The sequence below is a fragment of the Salinispora sp. H7-4 genome (genome assembly GCF_013416675.1).
GTDB classification, from domain to species: domain Bacteria; phylum Actinomycetota; class Actinomycetes; order Mycobacteriales; family Micromonosporaceae; genus Micromonospora; species Micromonospora vitiensis.
The window spans coordinates 15,179-30,492 of sequence record NZ_JABZED010000003.1; the positions used below are offsets into that span (position 1 = coordinate 15,179).

12 protein-coding genes are annotated in these 15,314 nt (G+C 70.9%); 4 read left to right on the forward strand and 8 right to left on the reverse strand.

Annotated elements, in window-relative coordinates; genetic code table 11:
* Positions 1–64: 64 nt before the first annotated feature.
* A complete protein-coding gene (locus H0524_RS01955) occupies positions 65–1,768 on the reverse strand; it encodes a bifunctional UDP-sugar hydrolase/5'-nucleotidase (protein ID WP_180197146.1) in 1,704 nt (567 codons plus the stop codon).
* Positions 1,769–2,058: 290 nt separating this feature from the next.
* Between H0524_RS01955 and H0524_RS01960 the strand changes: the two genes are divergently transcribed.
* On the forward strand, positions 2,059–3,480 hold the full coding sequence (locus H0524_RS01960; RefSeq protein ID WP_180197582.1) for a diguanylate cyclase: 1,422 nt from the start codon (positions 2,059–2,061) through the stop codon (positions 3,478–3,480).
* Positions 3,481–3,484: 4 nt separating this feature from the next.
* Here H0524_RS01960 and H0524_RS01965 read toward each other — a convergent pair whose 3' ends face one another.
* Entirely contained in the window at positions 3,485–4,546 is a 1,062-nt protein-coding gene (locus H0524_RS01965) for an aspartate-semialdehyde dehydrogenase (RefSeq protein ID WP_180197147.1), read from the reverse strand.
* A gap of 3 nt (positions 4,547–4,549) precedes the next feature.
* Positions 4,550–5,815 carry an aspartate kinase gene (locus H0524_RS01970; RefSeq protein ID WP_018221656.1) on the reverse strand — a complete coding sequence of 422 codons (1,266 nt, stop codon included), beginning with the start codon at positions 5,813–5,815 and terminating at the stop codon, positions 4,550–4,552.
* A gap of 485 nt (positions 5,816–6,300) precedes the next feature.
* Between H0524_RS01970 and leuA the strand changes: the two genes are divergently transcribed.
* Positions 6,301–8,055, forward strand: a complete 1,755-nt coding sequence (gene leuA, locus H0524_RS01975; protein ID WP_180197148.1) for a 2-isopropylmalate synthase — start codon at positions 6,301–6,303, stop codon at positions 8,053–8,055.
* 223 nt (positions 8,056–8,278) lie between these two features.
* Here leuA and H0524_RS01980 read toward each other — a convergent pair whose 3' ends face one another.
* Positions 8,279–9,781: an MFS transporter gene (locus H0524_RS01980; protein WP_180197149.1), complete on the reverse strand. Its 1,503-nt coding sequence runs from the start codon at positions 9,779–9,781 to the stop codon at positions 8,279–8,281.
* A gap of 144 nt (positions 9,782–9,925) precedes the next feature.
* Here H0524_RS01980 and H0524_RS01985 point away from each other — a divergent pair, with 144 nt between their 5' ends.
* Together H0524_RS01985 and H0524_RS01990 are read left to right on the forward strand one after the other, a co-directional pair.
* Positions 9,926–10,534, forward strand: coding sequence for a DUF1524 domain-containing protein (locus H0524_RS01985; protein WP_375371989.1), 609 nt, complete (start codon positions 9,926–9,928; stop codon positions 10,532–10,534).
* Positions 10,531–10,992 carry a hypothetical protein gene (locus H0524_RS01990; protein ID WP_180197150.1) on the forward strand — a complete coding sequence of 154 codons (462 nt, stop codon included), beginning with the start codon at positions 10,531–10,533 and terminating at the stop codon, positions 10,990–10,992. Before H0524_RS01985 ends, H0524_RS01990 begins: the two co-directional genes overlap by 4 nt.
* A gap of 55 nt (positions 10,993–11,047) precedes the next feature.
* On the opposite strand, the gene H0524_RS01995 is transcribed toward H0524_RS01990, so the two are convergent.
* The 4 genes from H0524_RS01995 to H0524_RS02010 form a co-directional block, all read right to left on the reverse strand.
* Positions 11,048–12,163, reverse strand: coding sequence for an ABC transporter ATP-binding protein (locus H0524_RS01995; RefSeq protein ID WP_180197151.1), 1,116 nt, complete (start codon positions 12,161–12,163; stop codon positions 11,048–11,050).
* Entirely contained in the window at positions 12,156–13,214 is a 1,059-nt protein-coding gene (locus H0524_RS02000; RefSeq protein WP_180197152.1) for an ABC transporter ATP-binding protein, read from the reverse strand. Before H0524_RS02000 ends, H0524_RS01995 begins: the two co-directional genes overlap by 8 nt.
* Before the next feature lie 67 nt (positions 13,215–13,281).
* Positions 13,282–14,244, reverse strand: coding sequence for an ABC transporter permease (locus tag H0524_RS02005; protein ID WP_019870369.1), 963 nt, complete (start codon positions 14,242–14,244; stop codon positions 13,282–13,284).
* Positions 14,241–15,245, reverse strand: a complete 1,005-nt coding sequence (locus H0524_RS02010; protein ID WP_180197153.1) for an ABC transporter permease — start codon at positions 15,243–15,245, stop codon at positions 14,241–14,243. Before H0524_RS02010 ends, H0524_RS02005 begins: the two co-directional genes overlap by 4 nt.
* Positions 15,246–15,314 lie beyond the last annotated feature (69 nt).

A 15,314-nucleotide genomic window follows, 5' to 3' on the forward strand; every position in this document is an offset into this window, starting at 1 on the left:
CCGGGCCAAGACGAGGACGGGCCCCGGGTGTTCCCGGGGCCCGTCTGCGCTGGAAGCGGTGGCGTCAGCGGCCAGGCTCCCCGGTGGTACGGATCCGGTCCAGCGCCGGGGCGGAGACCGGCGAGGTCTCGGTCAGGTACGCGACGAGCGCGTCCAGGTCGATCTGGCCGGTGGCCGGGTTGGTGCCGTCGGTGAGGACGGAGAAGCCGTCACCCCCGCCGGCCAGGAAGTTGTTCACCGTGACCCGGTAGGTCCCGTCGGTCTCCACCGGTACGTCGGCGAAGGTCAGGCTGCCGGGGACCACGCGCGTGCCAGCGCAGGGGTCGTCCGCCGGGGCGGTGCTGCCGGCCGGATCGACGACGTACCCGACCGTGGCCGACGGGTAGAGCACCCGCTCGGTGACGAACTGCTGCTCCAGCAGGCAGTAGAGCTGCTCGCCGGTGAGGTCGAGGGTCACCAGGTTGTTGGTGAACGGCTGGGTGGTGAATGCCTCCCCGTAGGTGACCGGGCCGGCGTCGAGGTCGGCCCGGACACCACCCGGGTTCATGAACGCGGCGACCGCGTCCTGGTCCCCCTCGGTGGCCCAGAGCTGGGCGTCGGCGATCAGGTTCCCGAGCGGGGATTCCCCGCGAACGGTGTCGAAGAGGGTCTCCTGCGTCCGGGTGATCGCCTCGGTGGTCTCGCCGACCTCCCGGCCGGCGACCGGGCCGAGGACGGTCTGGTACCGGTCGATCAGCGCGGTCTGGGCCGGGTCCTCGGCGACGTCCCGGGTGACCACCAGGTTCTCGGCGGTGGCCCGCAGCACGTCCCCGGTCCGCCGGTCGATCTTCAGGTCGATGTCGGTGATCAGCCGGCCGTACGAGCTGGCGCTGGTCACCAGCTTGTTGTTGACCTCGCAGTTGTACGCCTGGTGGGTGTGCCCGCTGACGACGACGTCGATGGACCGGTCCATCCGGTTGACGATGTCGACCACCGGGCCGGTGAAGTCGACGCAGTCGTTGATGCCACCGGCGCCGGCCTGGTTACCGCCCTCGTGCAGCAGCACCACGATGGTCTCCACGCCCTTGCGGCGCAGTTCCCGCGCGTACCGGTTGGCGGTCTGCGCCTCGTCGGCGAAGGTCAGGCCGGCGACGCCGTCCGGGCTGACGATGTCCGGCGTGCCCTCGAGGGTCATTCCGATAAAGCCGATCTTGACGCCCTGCACCCGGTGGATCGCGTACGGGGGCAGCAGCGGCTCGCCGGTCTCGGTCACGAAGGAGTTCGCGGCGAGGTACTGGAAGTCAGCGCCCCGGTACGGGGTGCCGTCGGCGCAGCCGTCGACCGGGTGGCAGCCGCCGTGCTGAATCCGCAGCAGCTCGTCGGAGCCCTCGTCGAACTCGTGGTTGCCGACGCTCGCGTAGTCGAGCCCGGCCTGCGACAACGCCTCGATGGTCGGCTCGTCGTGGAAGGCCGCCGACAGCAGCGGTGAGGCACCGATCAGGTCACCGGCGGCGACCGTGATGGTGTTCTTCTTCTTGCTGGCCTTACGCAACTCGGCCAGGTGGGTCGCCAGGTACTCGACCCCGCCGGCCGGCTGGCCCTCGATCGTGCCGCTGGAGCCACCGGGCGGCTCGAGATTGCCGTGGAAGTCGTTCAGCGCGAGCAGCGTGACGTCGACCGGCTTCCGCCCGGCGTCCGCCGCTTCGGGGGTGGTCGCGACCGCGCCGAAGGCGGCCACAGCGAGCGCGGTCAGGCCGATCGCGGCCCGGCGCATCCCAGGGATGGACATGGAACTCCTCGTGGGAACCGGCGCGGAACATCCGGGCTAGGCACGCCCACCATTTCGCGCCATCGGCAGGATTCGGACACCGGCGGCGACGGGTACCGCCACCAGCACCGACAACAGCCTCTCATCGCTCCCGTCACCAGTCGACCGGGCGGCACACCACAGCTTCGACAACAGTGGGTAGCCCGCTGGTACGCCCGTACCGCGCAGACCGGGGTGCCAGCGACCGGCTGGCTACCCTGGTACCCGGCACCGGCAGCGGCCGGTCACCTCCGACCCGGGACAACATGCGAGTGGATCACGATCAAATCATCTGTGCCGGCACGGCCCGCCTGCCGATGGCGTCGACCGTCACCCAGGCGTGCCAGTGGACCGTCGCCGCCCTGGCCCAGTCCACCCCGGCCGCCATCTCGGTGCTGCTGGAGGTCCACGACCAGCTCCGCTGCGTCGCGGCCACCGGGTCGTGGCAGGTCTTCTCCACCGTCGGGCCGGCTACCGGCGTCGTCGGTCGGGTGCACGCCACCGGTCGCCCCGCGGTCATCACCGACCTCGGGGCGGACCCGGATCACCTCCCGGTCCGCCCCGACGCCACCGGTGAGGTCTGCGTACCGGTGCCGGGGCCGGCGGGCCGACCGGTCGGCGTCCTCGACCTGCTCTGGAACCAACCGGCGGACCTGACGGCGTGGCGGGACACCGCCGAACGCCTCGCGGAACAGCTCGGCGCGCGGATCGTGGCACTCGGCGGACCGCCGGCAGAGACCCGGAGCGAGAAGCTGTTGCGGCACGCCGCCGCGCTGGCCGCCGCCGACACCGAGCGGGAGCTGCGACACGCGGCGTGCACGGCGGCGCGGGAGGTGTCGACGCTCTCCACCGCCGTTCTGGTACTCGCCGGGCCGTCGGGTCCCCGGCTGTGCGCGCCGACCAACCGGCCCGACGAGTTGGAGGCCCAGGTCCGGGCTGCGCTCGCCGCGGCCGGCCCGGAGGCGCTGGGGCGGATCGTCGACCTGGCCCACCGCTACGGCGCCGGTTACACCCTCGGTGAAGCCGAACCGCCGGCGACCGACGACCACGCTCCGCTGACCCGGGCCGGGGTCCGCACGCTGGTGGCGGTGCCGGTCGGCGCAGCAGACGACGCCGGGCTCCTGCTGGTCGCCGACGCGCGGCGACTCCGTCCCGACCCGACCACCGTCAACCTGCTGGAGTTGCTCGCCGGCCAGACCGGAAGCGCGCTGGACCGGCTCCGGACCGTGGCTCGGCTCCGCGAGCGGGCCAGCTCCGACCCGCTGACCGGGTTGCGGCACACCGGGCCGTTCGGGGAGCGGATCGCGGCGGCCACCCCCGGGCGTACCGCCCTGCTCGCGATCGACGTGGACGGTTTCAAGACCGTCAACGACACGTACGGCCACCAGGCCGGTGACCGGCTGCTGGTGGGGCTGGCGCGGGCGTTGGAGGGCGCGTTACGCCAGGGCGACGAGCTGTACCGGACCGGTGGCGACGAATTCGCAGCGGTGATCGAGGTGAACCGTCCCGAGGAGGCGGTCCGGGTCGCCGAGCGCCTCACCGCGGCGGCGCGCGGGATCGGCCGCACCATCAGCGTGGGCGTCGCCCTCCCGTACCCGGATGAGCCCGCCGGCCACGCCCTCCACCGCGCCGACCAGGCGCTCTACCGGGTGAAACGGGAGGGCCGCGACGGCGTACGCCTGGCCGCCGCCTGAACCGTCAACGCCGGGTGAGCTCGCCGGCCAGGAGTTCAGCGATCTGCGCCGCGTTCAGGGCGGCACCCTTGCGGAGGTTGTCCCCGGTCACGAAGAAGTCGAGCGCGCGGGGGTCGTCCAGGGCACGGCGGAGGCGGCCGACCCAGGACGGGTCGGTGCCGACGGCGTCGATCGGCATCGGAAACTCGCCGGCCGCCGGTTCGTCGACCAGGATCACGCCGGGCGCGTTGCGCAGCACCTCACCGGCTCCCTCGGCGTCCACCTCGGTGCCGAAGACGGCGTGTACCGCCACCGAGTGCCCGGTGACCACGGGTACCCGGACGCAGGTGGCGGTGACCTTCAGATCGGGCAGGTCGAGGATCTTGCGCGAGTCATTACGCAGGGTCACCTCTTCGGAGGACCATCCGCCGTCGGTGGGCACCCCGGCCCAGGGCACCACGTTCAGCGCGAGGGGTGCGGGGAAGGGGCCGAGGTCGTCACCGACCGCCTGCCGGACATCTCCGGGGCGGGAGCCGAGCCCCCGGTCTCCGACGACCTTGACGAGCTGGCGGTGCAGGGTGTCCACCCCGGCCTGCCCGACATCGGAGACCGCCTGGTAGGACGAGAGCACCAGCTCCCGCAGGCCGTACTCGCGGTGCAGTGGCGCCACTGCGACGATCATGGCGAGGGTCGTGCAGGTCGCGTTGGCGACGATGCCCCTCGGCCGGTTCCGGACCTGCTCCGGGTTGATCTCGGGGACCACCAACGGAACATCGCTTTCGGTACGGAACACGGCGGTGTTGTCCACCACGATGGCGCCCCGGTCGACCGCGGTCGGCACCCACTGGGCCGAGACCGCGTCCGGAACGTCGAAGATCGCCACGTCAACGCCGTCGAAAACCTCCGGGGTGAGCGCCTGGACGGTCAGCTCCTCACCCCGGCAACACACCGGCTGCCCGACCGACCGGGGGGAGGCGACGAGTCGGATCTCGCCCCAAACGTTCCGACGGCCGGTGAGCAGCTCACACAGGATGGTGCCGACCGCGCCCGTCGCCCCTACCACAGCCAGGGTGGGCTGCGACGCCACGGGCTACCGCCCCGTCCCCGCGTACACGACCGCCTCGGTGTCACCACCGAGCTCGAAGGCGTCGTGGATGGCGCGTACGGCGTTGTCCAGGTCGGTGTCGCGGCACACCACGGAGACCCGGATCTCCGACGTGGAGATCATCTCGATGTTCACGCCGGCCTGGCCGAGGGCGGCGAAGAAGCCGGCCGCCACGCCCGGGTGGGACCGCATCCCGGCACCGATCAGCGAGACCTTGCCGACGTGGTCGTCGTAGAGCAGCCCCTTGAACTTGACGCTGTCCTGAATCTTGCTGAGCGCGGCCATGGCGGTGGGGCCGTCGGTCTTGGGCAGGGTGAACGAGATGTCCGTCCGGCCGGTGCCCTCGGTGGAGACGTTCTGCACGATCATGTCTATGTTGATCTCTGCACCGGCGACGGTGTCGAAGATCCGCGCGGCCGCACCCGGCTCGTCGGGCACCCCGACGATCGTGATCTTGGCTTCGCTGCGGTCGTGGGCGACTCCGGTGATCAACGCCTGTTCCACGGGAAGGTCCTCCATCGATCCGGTGACCATCGTGCCGGTGCTGGTCGAGTATGACGAACGGACGTGGACCGGCAACCCCGCCCGGCGGGCGTACTCCACGGCGCGCAGCGCCAGAATCTTGGCGCCGCAGGCGGCCAGCTCCAGCATCTCCTCGTAGGTGATCTGTCGGATGTGCCGGGCGTCCGGCACGATCCGCGGATCGGCGCTGAAGACGCCGTCGACGTCGCTGTAGATCTCACACACGTCGGCGTTGAGCGCGGCGGCGAGCGCCACGGCGGTGGTGTCCGAACCACCCCGTCCCAGGGTGGTGACGTCCTTGGTGTCCTGCGACACGCCCTGGAAACCGGCGACGATGACCACCGCGCCCTCGTCGAGGGCACCCTTGAGCCGCCCCGGCGTGACGTCGATGATCCGCGCCCGACCGTGCACCGAGGTGGTGATGACCCCGGCCTGCGAGCCGGTGAACGACCGCGCCTCGTACCCCAGGTTGTGGATCGCCATCGCGAGCAGCGCCATCGAGATGCGCTCCCCGGCGGTGAGCAGCATGTCCAGCTCCCGACCGGGCGGCAGCGGGCTGACCTGGTTGGCGAGATCGGTCAACTCGTCGGTGGTGTCGCCCATGGCGGAGACCACCACCACCACGTCGTCGCCGGCCTTACGGGCGGCGACGATCCGCTCGGCCACCCGCTTGATCCGCTCGGCGTTGTCGACGGAGGACCCGCCGTACTTCTGCACCACGAGTGCCACGACGGCGCACTCCCCTCCCACGTGATCCTGAGCGTGCCGACGCCGCCGACGGAGCCGGCGGCGTCATGTCAAGACGCCCTCAGGGTATCCGGCGGACCACTCGGTCGCCTCGGGTGATCCCAGCATCCGGCCCTGAGCGCCGGAACGCTCCGGACAGCGGACCGTTCCGGGTGCCTTTTCCCACATTTGCCCGCTGCCAACCGCCCCGGCGCTACCAGCGAGTTCGGCCTTCCCGCCGACCTACTGCCGGTCACTCCGGGCTGCGACTCCCATCTCACAGTCCGGGCGATCCTTCCCAGATCTGTCCCCCGCCACGTAGGGTGACGCTGTCATGTGGCAGCCGTTGCTTCTCCTTGGTCGCCGCGGCGAGGCCTGACGGCCGGCACCTCGCCGCGGGGTCGAACCGTGCCGCCCGCTCCGACCCGTTCTTCGGCGCCTCGCCGACCTCGACTGCTGACGTCACATGACCACGGAGGCACTTCCGCATGGCTCACCCTGCTGTCACCCCCGCCGCTGAGACCGACCCCATCGCCCGGCAACGCCCCAGCCGGATGCCGCACCACCGCTACCAGCCCTACCAGCGGCAGTTCCGCACCGACCTCCCCGACCGCAGCTGGCCCACCCGGCAGGTCGAGGCCGCGCCGCGCTGGTGCGCGGTCGACCTGCGAGACGGCAACCAGGCCCTGATCGACCCGATGTCCCCCGAGCGCAAGCGCCGGATGTTCCAGCTCCTGGTGCAGCTCGGCTACAAGGAGATCGAGGTCGGCTTCCCCTCGGCCAGCCAATCCGACTACGACTTCGTCCGGCAGCTCATCGCGCAGGACCTGATCCCCGACGATGTCACCATCCAGGTGCTGACCCAGTGCCGGGAACACCTGATCGACCGCACCTTCACGGCGCTGCGGGGTGCGAAGCGGGCAATCGTGCACTTCTACAACTCGACCTCGACGCTGCAACGCCAGGTCGTCTTCGGGCTGGACCGCCACGGCATCACCGACATCGCGACCACCGGCGCCCGGCTCTGCCAGAAGTACGCGGAGATCCACACCCCGGACACCGACATCCACTACGAGTACTCCCCCGAGTCGTACACCGGCACGGAGCTGGACTACGCCGTGGAGGTCTGCGCGAAGGTGATCGAGGTCCTCGATCCGACCCCGGACCACCGGCTGATCGTCAACCTGCCGGCCACCGTCGAGATGGCGATGCCGAACGTCTACGCCGACTCGATCGAGTGGATGCACCGACACCTGCCCCGACGGGACAGCCTGGTGCTCAGCCTGCACCCGCACAACGACCGCGGCACCGGAGTGGCCGCCGCCGAGCTGGGCCTGCTGGCCGGTGCGGACCGGATCGAGGGCTGCCTCTTCGGCAACGGCGAGCGCACCGGCAACGTGGACCTGGTCACCCTGGGCCTGAACCTCTTCTCCCAGGGCATCGATCCTATGATCGACTTCTCGAACATCGACGAGATCAAACGCGCCGTCGAGTACTGCAACCAGCTACCCGTGCACGAGCGTCACCCGTACGCCGGCGACCTGGTCTACACCGCCTTCTCCGGCTCCCACCAGGACGCGATCAACAAGGGGTTCGACGCCCTCGCGGCCTCCGCCGACACCGCCGGCGTCCCGGTCGAGCAGCACCCGTGGGCGGTGCCGTACCTGCCGATCGACCCGAAGGACCTGGGTCGCACCTACGAGGCCGTCATCCGGGTCAACTCGCAGTCCGGCAAGGGCGGAGTGGCGTACATCATGAAGACCGAGCACCAGCTCGACCTGCCCCGCCGGCTCCAGATCGAGTTCTCCGGCGTGGTCCAGCAGGTCACCGACGACAACGGCGGCGAGGTCGACCCGCAGACCATGTGGGAGATCTTCGCCGGGCAGTACCTGCTCGACCACCAGGCGGACCCCACGGTCACCCTGACCAACTACACGCTCGGCACGGTGGACGGCAAGGTCGAGTTCGAGGCGCTGGTCGGGCACGGCGGCGGGCAACGCGCCGTCACCGCCATCGGCAACGGCCCGGTGGACGCGTACGTCAGCGCGCTGCAGTCCCTCGGCGTCAACGTACGCGTCCTCGACTACCACGAACACGCCCTCTCCGCCGGCGGCGACGCCCAGGCGGCCGCGTACGTGGAGTGCGCGGTGGACGGCCGTACGGTCTGGGGCGTCGGGGTGGACGCCAACATCGTCACCGCCACCATCAGGGCGGTGACCAGCGCCGTCAACCGCGCCCACTGAGGCACCCGGGGCCCAGTCCGGGTTGGTCTCCACCCGAGATCAACCCGGGGGCCGGTCCGGGTTGGCCTCCATCCGAGGTCAACCCGGGCACCGGTTACCTGCCGGCCGTACCGGCCTGGGTCAACCCGGGCCCGGCCGCCTGCCGGCCGTACCGGCCTGGGTCAACCCGGGGCCCGGCCGCCGGCCGTACCGGCCTACCTCGGTCGGCCGCCCCGCTGAGCCGTCAGGAAGCCGCCCCCGTACCCTTTTCCGGCCCGGTGGCGGCCGGCAGGGACTGGCAGGGCTGCGACGGTGGCGGCGCCCGGCGCGGACGGCGCACGAAGACCACCGCCAGCACCGCCCCCATCAGCAGCAGCGCGGCGCACCAGGCCAACGCGCCCCGGTAGGCGGCGGTCAGCTCGTCCGGCCGTTCGTAGTCGGTGCCGGAGAGACCGACCAGCAGCGGTAGGGCGGCCACCGCGAGCAGCCCCCCGGCGCGCGAGGCGGCATTGTTGAAGCCGCTCGCCACTCCGGCGAAGCGGTCCGCGACGGCGGCCAGCACCGAGGCCGTCAACGGCGCCACCACCAGGGCCAGCCCGAGCCCGAAGAGAAACACCCCGGGCAGCACGTCCCGCCAGTAGGACGCCTCCGCCCCGGCCTCGCGGAGCAGCACAAGCCCGATCGCGGACACCACCGGCCCCACGGTCAACGGCAGCCGGGGCCCGACCCGAGTCGCCAGATCACCGGCGACCGGTGAACCGACCAGCAGCAGCACGGTCACCGGCAGCAGCGCGACGCCGGTGGCCAGCGCCGACCAGCCGGCCACGTTCTGGAGAAAAACGGCAACGAAGAAGGTGAACCCACTGAGCGCCGCGTAGATCACCACGGTGAAGACGTTCAGCACGGAGAAGATTCGGCTGGTGAACAGCCCGGTCGGCAGCATCGCGGTCTCCCCCCGGCGTCGCTCGACCAGCACGAAGGCCACCGAAGCGAGGACCCCGGCCGCGACGGCCAGCAACACCGCTACCGACGTCGCACCCCGAGCCGGCGCGTCGATCAGCGCGAACGTGATCCCGGCCAGGGCAACCGCCCCCAGCATCGTGCCGAGCACGTCGAACCGCCGCCGGCCCGCCCCCTTGGTCCTGGTACGCGAGGCGCTCTCGTCCCGGCTCTCCGGCACCCAGCGCAGGGCCGCCAGCAGCACCAGCACGGCCAGCGGCACGTTCAGGAAGAAGATCCATCGCCAGGAGAACTGGTCGATCAGCCAGCCGCCGACGAAAGGGCCGAGCGCGGTGGAGACGCCGGAGAAGCCGGCCCAGGCACCGATCGCCCGCCCCCGGTCGTCGGGGTGGAAACTGGCCTGCAGGACCGACAGGGAGCCGGGGGTGAGCAGGGCCGCTCCGGCACCCTGCAGGAGCCGGGCCGCGATGAGCTGCCCGGTGTCCTGGGCCAGCCCACACAGCACCGACGCCACGGTGAACCACACCACCCCGAGCAGGAAGACCCGCCGCCGGCCGAACCGGTCACCGAGCGCGCCACCGAGCAGTACGAACGCAGCGAGCATCAGCAGGTAGCCGTTAACCGTCCACTGCAGATCTGAAACGGTGGCGTCGAGGTCTTCACCAAGGCGGGGAAGGGCAACGTTGACCACGGTCCCATCGAGGAAGACCATGCCGGAGGCGAGCACCGCGGCGAGTAGCGTGCCGGCCCCCGCAGGGGTACCCAGGCGAAGGGAGGGTGGCGTCATGGCCCCAAGGTTGCCCCGACTCGATCTCGAAGCGGCTACGAAACGCCGAAACCGCCCGCCGCGGTACTGGGCGGAGCCGCCGGAAACCGCCAAGCTAAAGAGGTGTCGTCTCTGCGTACCAGATCCGGACCGCTGCTCGCGACAGTGCTGGCGCTCGGCCTGGCCGGCTGCGTCCCGGCCAGCACGCCCGACCCGTCGCCCACCAGCGACGACGGGAATGTCATGGCGAAGCTGGCCGAGCTGACGGTGGCCAGCGCCGGATCAATGAAGGGCTACAGCCGCGACCGCTTCCCCCACTGGCGGGGCACCGGCAAGAACTGCGATGTCCGGGACACCGTGCTCGCGCGCGACGGGGAGGGCATCGAACTCTCCGGCTGCAACGTGGTCGGTGGGCGCTGGGAGAGCGTCTACGACGGCCAGGTCCTCACCGACCCCTCCGAGGTCGATGTTGACCACATGGTGCCGCTGGCGAACGCCTGGCGATCCGGGGCCGACCGGTGGACCGACGCGAAGCGGGGAGACTTCGCCAACGACACCCGGTCGCCGCACCTCTTCGCGGTTTCCCGCACCGCCAACCGGTCGAAGGGTGATCAGGATCCATCCCAGTGGCGACCGGCGAACCGCTCGTACTGGTGCCGCTACGCCGAAAGCTGGGTCACGGTGAAGCATCACTGGCAGTTGTCGGTGCGCACCGACGAGAAGACCGCGCTGGCCGACATGTTGGCCGGCTGCACCGGGGGGAGCCAATCATGACCAGCACCGGGACGGAACCGACACCGCACCGGCCACCGGGAGCCGACAACGACGCGACGGCCGCCGCTGGTGGTCCCGCCCCGGGCAGCGCCGGGATGACGGCCGACGGCGCGGCCGGTGCCGCGGTACCCGGCGCCGGGATGAGCGCGGAGACCCCCGGCGCCCCGGCGGGCGGCACTCCCGGCTCCGGGATGCGGGCCGACGGCGGGTCCCGAGTCTGCAGCGCGGACATCGTCCCCGGGCCGGGCGGGGTGATGACCGACGAGGTCGGCGTGATCACCGGCGAGCTGACGCTCCGCACCGACTACCTCGACGGCCAGGTCACCCTGCGGGTGCAGTACCGCGAGGCCGACGAATGGTACGTGGTGACCGGCGGACGGGCGACGCTGCCCGACCCGGCCGGCCTCGGAGCGGTACACGCAATCGCCGTCGCCCTGCTCCACCGCCCCGACGGCTGAGCCGGGCCGCGGAGGCGGCCGGTCCTGGCTGCCCCGCGACCCGGCTTTTGACGGTTCAGCCGTCGGCGGAGTCCGCCTTCGCGGTCGGGGCCGCGATCGACACCGACTCCGGGGCCGCACCGCCGTCGGACGCCCCGGTGACTCCCGCCCCGCCGCGACTCGGACGGAGTTCCCCGCTGGCGATCCGCTCGGCCCAGTGGCAGGCCACCCGGCTGCCGCCGATCTCGCGCAGCACCGGCCGTTCGTCGGCGCAGCGCGTCGGCTGGGCCCACGGGCAGCGGGTGTGGAACCGGCAGCCCGCCGGCGGGTTGGCCGGCGACGGCAGGTCACCGGCGAGCAGGATCCGCTCCCGGCGGTCCTCCACATCCGGGTCCGGCACCGGCACCGCCGACATGAGCGCCCGGGTGTACGGGTGCAGCGGCTCGGTGTAGAGCCGGTCGCTCGGTGCCTCCTCCACCAGGGCGCCGAGGTACATGACGCCGACGATGTCGGAGATGTGCCGGACGACGGCCAGGTCGTGCGCGATCACCAGGTAGGTGAGGCCGAGGCTCTCCTGTAGTTCGTCGAGGAGGTTGACCACCTGCGCCTGGATCGACACGTCCAGGGCGGACACCGGTTCGTCGGCGACGATCAGTTCCGGACCGAGGACCACCGCCCGGGCGATACCGATCCGCTGCCGCTGCCCGCCGGAGAACTCGTGCGGGTAACGGGACAGCGCCCACCGGGGCAGCCCCACCTTGTCGAGCGCCTCCCCGATGATCGCGCGTCGCTCGTCTCGGCTACCGCCGATGCCGTGGGTCTGCAAACCCTCGGTGAGGATCGACTCGACGTTCTGCCGCGGATCCAGGCTGGACATCGGATCCTGGAAAATCATCTGCATCCGACGGCGCATGGCGCGCAGCCGGGCCGGCGGCAGTGTGGTCAGCTCGACATCGTCGAAGACGACCTCGCCACCGGTGGGCGGCGTCAGCTGGAGCAGCGCCCGACCGAGCGTCGACTTCCCGCACCCGGACTCGCCCACCAGGCCGTAGGTCTGACCGCGCGGGATCCGCAGGTCGACCCCGTCGACCGCCTTCACGTGGCCGATCGTGCGATCGAAGAGCACCCCCCGCTTGATCGGAAAGTGCACCTTCAGGTCACGGACCTCGACGAGGATGTCGTTGTCAGTCACGGGTCTTCTCCTCGTTGGGCTCCGGGCTCGCCGCCCCGGACTGGTCGGCCGGGCCGGCCTGGGCCGGGACGGCGCCGGGCAGCGGCACCGGGTCGACGCAGCGGTAGCTACGGCCGTCGTGGGTACGTACCAGCGGCGGCGTCTCGTCGAGGCAGGCGTCCACCTGCCGGGAGCAGCGCGGAGCGAACGCACAGCCCTCCGACCAGGACAGCACGTCACGTACCGAGCCGGGGATCGGGTTCAGCGGCTCGCCGCGCCCACTGTCCAGGCGGGGCACCGAACCGAGCAGACCCGAGGTGTACGGGTGCCGTGGTTCCCGGAAGAGGGGACGTCGACGGGCGGTCTCGACCACCCGACCCGCGTACAGCACGTTGATGCTGTCACACATGCCGGCGACCACCCCCAGATCGTGGGTGATCATGACAAGTGCGGTGCCGGAGTCGTGGACCAACTCCTTGAGCAGCTCCAGGATCTGCGCCTGGATGGTGACGTCCAGCGCGGTGGTCGGCTCGTCGGCGATCAGCAGCCGGGGGCGGCAGGCGAGCGCCATCGCGATCAACGCCCGCTGCCGCATCCCGCCGGAGAGCTGGTGCGGATACTCCTTGAGCCGCCGGGTCGGATCCGGGATGCCGACCCGGTCCAGCAGCCCGGCCGCTTCCTTGCGCGCCGCGTCACCCTTCATTCCCCGGTGGCGGGCCAGCACCTCGGTCACCTGCAACCCGATCGGGATCACCGGATTCAGCGAGGAGAGCGGATCCTGGAAGATCATCGCTACGTCCCGACCGCGGATGTCCCGCCGGGCGCGGTCGCCGAGTCCAAGCAGGTCGGTGCCGTCGAAGACCGCCTTACCGCCGATCCGGGTGCCAGGATGCCGCGGCAACAGACCCATGATCGCCATCGAGGTGACGCTCTTGCCGCAGCCGGACTCACCGACCAGACCGACGACCTCACCGGCGTCGACCGAGAAGGAGACCCCGTCCACCGCGCGCACCGTACGCTGCCCACGCCGGGCGAATGTGACGCTCAGGTCATCTACTTCGAGCAGTGCCATTACCGGCCCTCCGTTCGCACCTGCGGGGCTCGCGAACCCGTTTCTCGGGCTACACACATGGCGGGACCTACTTCCGCAGCTTCGGGTCGAGGGCCTCACGCATCGCCTCACCGAGCAGGGTGAAGCCGAGCGCGGTGATGATGATCGCTACCGCTGGGAAGATCGCCAGTGCGGGTCGAATGCCGAGGTACGGCTGGGCGTCGGCGAGCATGACGCCCCACTCGGGCTGGGCCGTGTCCGGGTTGCCGAGGCCGAGGAACGAGAGCGCGGCGGCCTCGATGATCGCGGTGGCCAGGGTCAGCGTGGCCTGCACGATGACCGGGGCCAGCGAGTTCGGCACGATGTGCGTCAGCGCGATCTTCGGCTTCCGGACGCCGAGCGAGGTGGCCGCGAGCACGTAGTCGCTGTTGGCCTGCGCGATCATCGAGACCCGCAGCAGTCGGGCGAAGACCGGCACCGACACCATGCCGACCGCGATCATGACGGTGCTGAGGCTCGCCCCGAGCAGGGCGGCGATGCTGACCGCGAGCAGGAGGCTGGGCAGCGCCAGCATCATGTCGATGACGCGCATGAGCGCGTTGTCGACCGCGCGCCCCCAGCGGCCACCGAGGCCGGCGGCCGCTCCCGCGACCCCGCCGATCAGGGCGCCCACGGCCAGTCCGATCAGGGTGGCGACCACGCCGACCAGCAGGGTCTGCCGGGCTCCGACGATCATCCGGCTGAAGACGTCCCGACCCTGGTGGTCGTAGCCGAACCAGTGCTCGGCGGAGGCGCCGGGGATGATGCCCTGCCCCGACTTCACCAGGCCCTCGCGAATTCCGATGGTGTCCTTCGGCTCGTAGGGGACGAAGAACGGGCCGACCAGCGCCACCAGGACGAAGGCCGTCAGAATGACGGCGCCGATGATGGCGGCGGGGTTCCGCCGCAGCCGCCGGAACGCCTCCTGCCAGAGGCTGACCCCCCGCTCGTCGTCCCGGTTCACCATCTCGGCGAGCCGGTCCAACCGCTCCTTCTTACCTGTCATCGTCATCGGACCCTCACCCTCGGGTCGATCAGGCTGTAGGAGAGGTCAACCAGGAGGTTCACCAGCACGTACACCACCGATATGATCATGATGAAGCCCAGCAGCACCGGGTAGTCACGCTGGCCGATCGCCTCGTAGATGAAGGCCCCGATGCCGGAGAACGCGAAGACCGTCTCGGTCAGCACGGCACCGGAGAGCAACCCCCCGGTGAGCAGGCCGATCGAGGTGACCACCGGCAGCAGCGAATTGCGCAGCACATGCCGGCCCCGCACGGTCCGCTCGGTCAGCCCCTTCGCCTCGGCGGTCCGGACGAAGTCCTCGTTGAGCACCTCCAACACGCTCGCCCGGGTGATTCGGACGATGATCGCCAGCGGGATGCTGGCCAGCGCGAGCCCCGGCAGCACCAGATGCCAGAGCGCGTCCATGGCGGCATCCCACTCCCGGGTCATCAACCCGTCGAGGACGAAGAAGTTCGTGATCCGGGTCGCGTCGAGGGTCGGATCCTGTCGGCCGCTGGACGGGAACCAGCCCAGGTTCTCCGAGAAGATCGCCTTCAGGACGTAGGCCAGGAAGAAGATGGGGACGCAGATCCCGACCAGCGAGCCGCCGACCGAGAGATGGTCGAGTAGCTGCCCCCGACGGCGGGCGGCCAGGTAGCCGAGGGGAATGCCGACCCCGATCGCGATCACCAGGGCGGTGATCGTCAACTCGACGGTGCCGGGGAAACGCTCCAGGAACTCCTCGACCACCGGGCGCTTGGTCGACGTCGAGGTGCCCAGGTCCAGGCGGAGGAGCCGCTGCACGAAGCGGCCGTACTGGACCAGGATCGGCTCGTCGAGACCCATACTGCGGCGAATCGCCGCGCGCATCTCGGGGGTGGCCCGCTCGCCGAGGATGGCGTCCTCGGGGCCGCCCGGTAGGCGGCGGACCCAGATGAAGAGCAGAAGCGAAAGCCCGAACAGCGTTGGTATCAGCTGGAGCAGGCGTCTGACGATAAACCGGAACACGATGCCTCAGAAGGGTGCGGAGGGACGCGGGCGGGCGCTGTGCAGCACAGCGCCCGCCCGGTTTCTTGC

Bases quoted from the DNA above. Each gene is read 5' to 3' on its own strand.
- H0524_RS01955 (WP_180197146.1), bottom strand. From the start codon at position 1,768: ATGTCCATCCCTGGGATGCGCCGGGCCGCGATCGGCCTGACCGCGCTC.
- leuA (WP_180197148.1), top strand. From the start codon at position 6,301: ATGGCTCACCCTGCTGTCACCCCCGCCGCTGAGACCGACCCCATCGCC.
- H0524_RS01980 (WP_180197149.1), bottom strand. From the start codon at position 9,781: ATGACGCCACCCTCCCTTCGCCTGGGTACCCCTGCGGGGGCCGGCACG.
- H0524_RS01990 (WP_180197150.1), top strand. From the start codon at position 10,531: ATGACCAGCACCGGGACGGAACCGACACCGCACCGGCCACCGGGAGCC.
- H0524_RS02000 (WP_180197152.1), bottom strand. From the start codon at position 13,214: ATGGCACTGCTCGAAGTAGATGACCTGAGCGTCACATTCGCCCGGCGT.
- H0524_RS02005 (WP_019870369.1), bottom strand. From the start codon at position 14,244: ATGACGATGACAGGTAAGAAGGAGCGGTTGGACCGGCTCGCCGAGATG.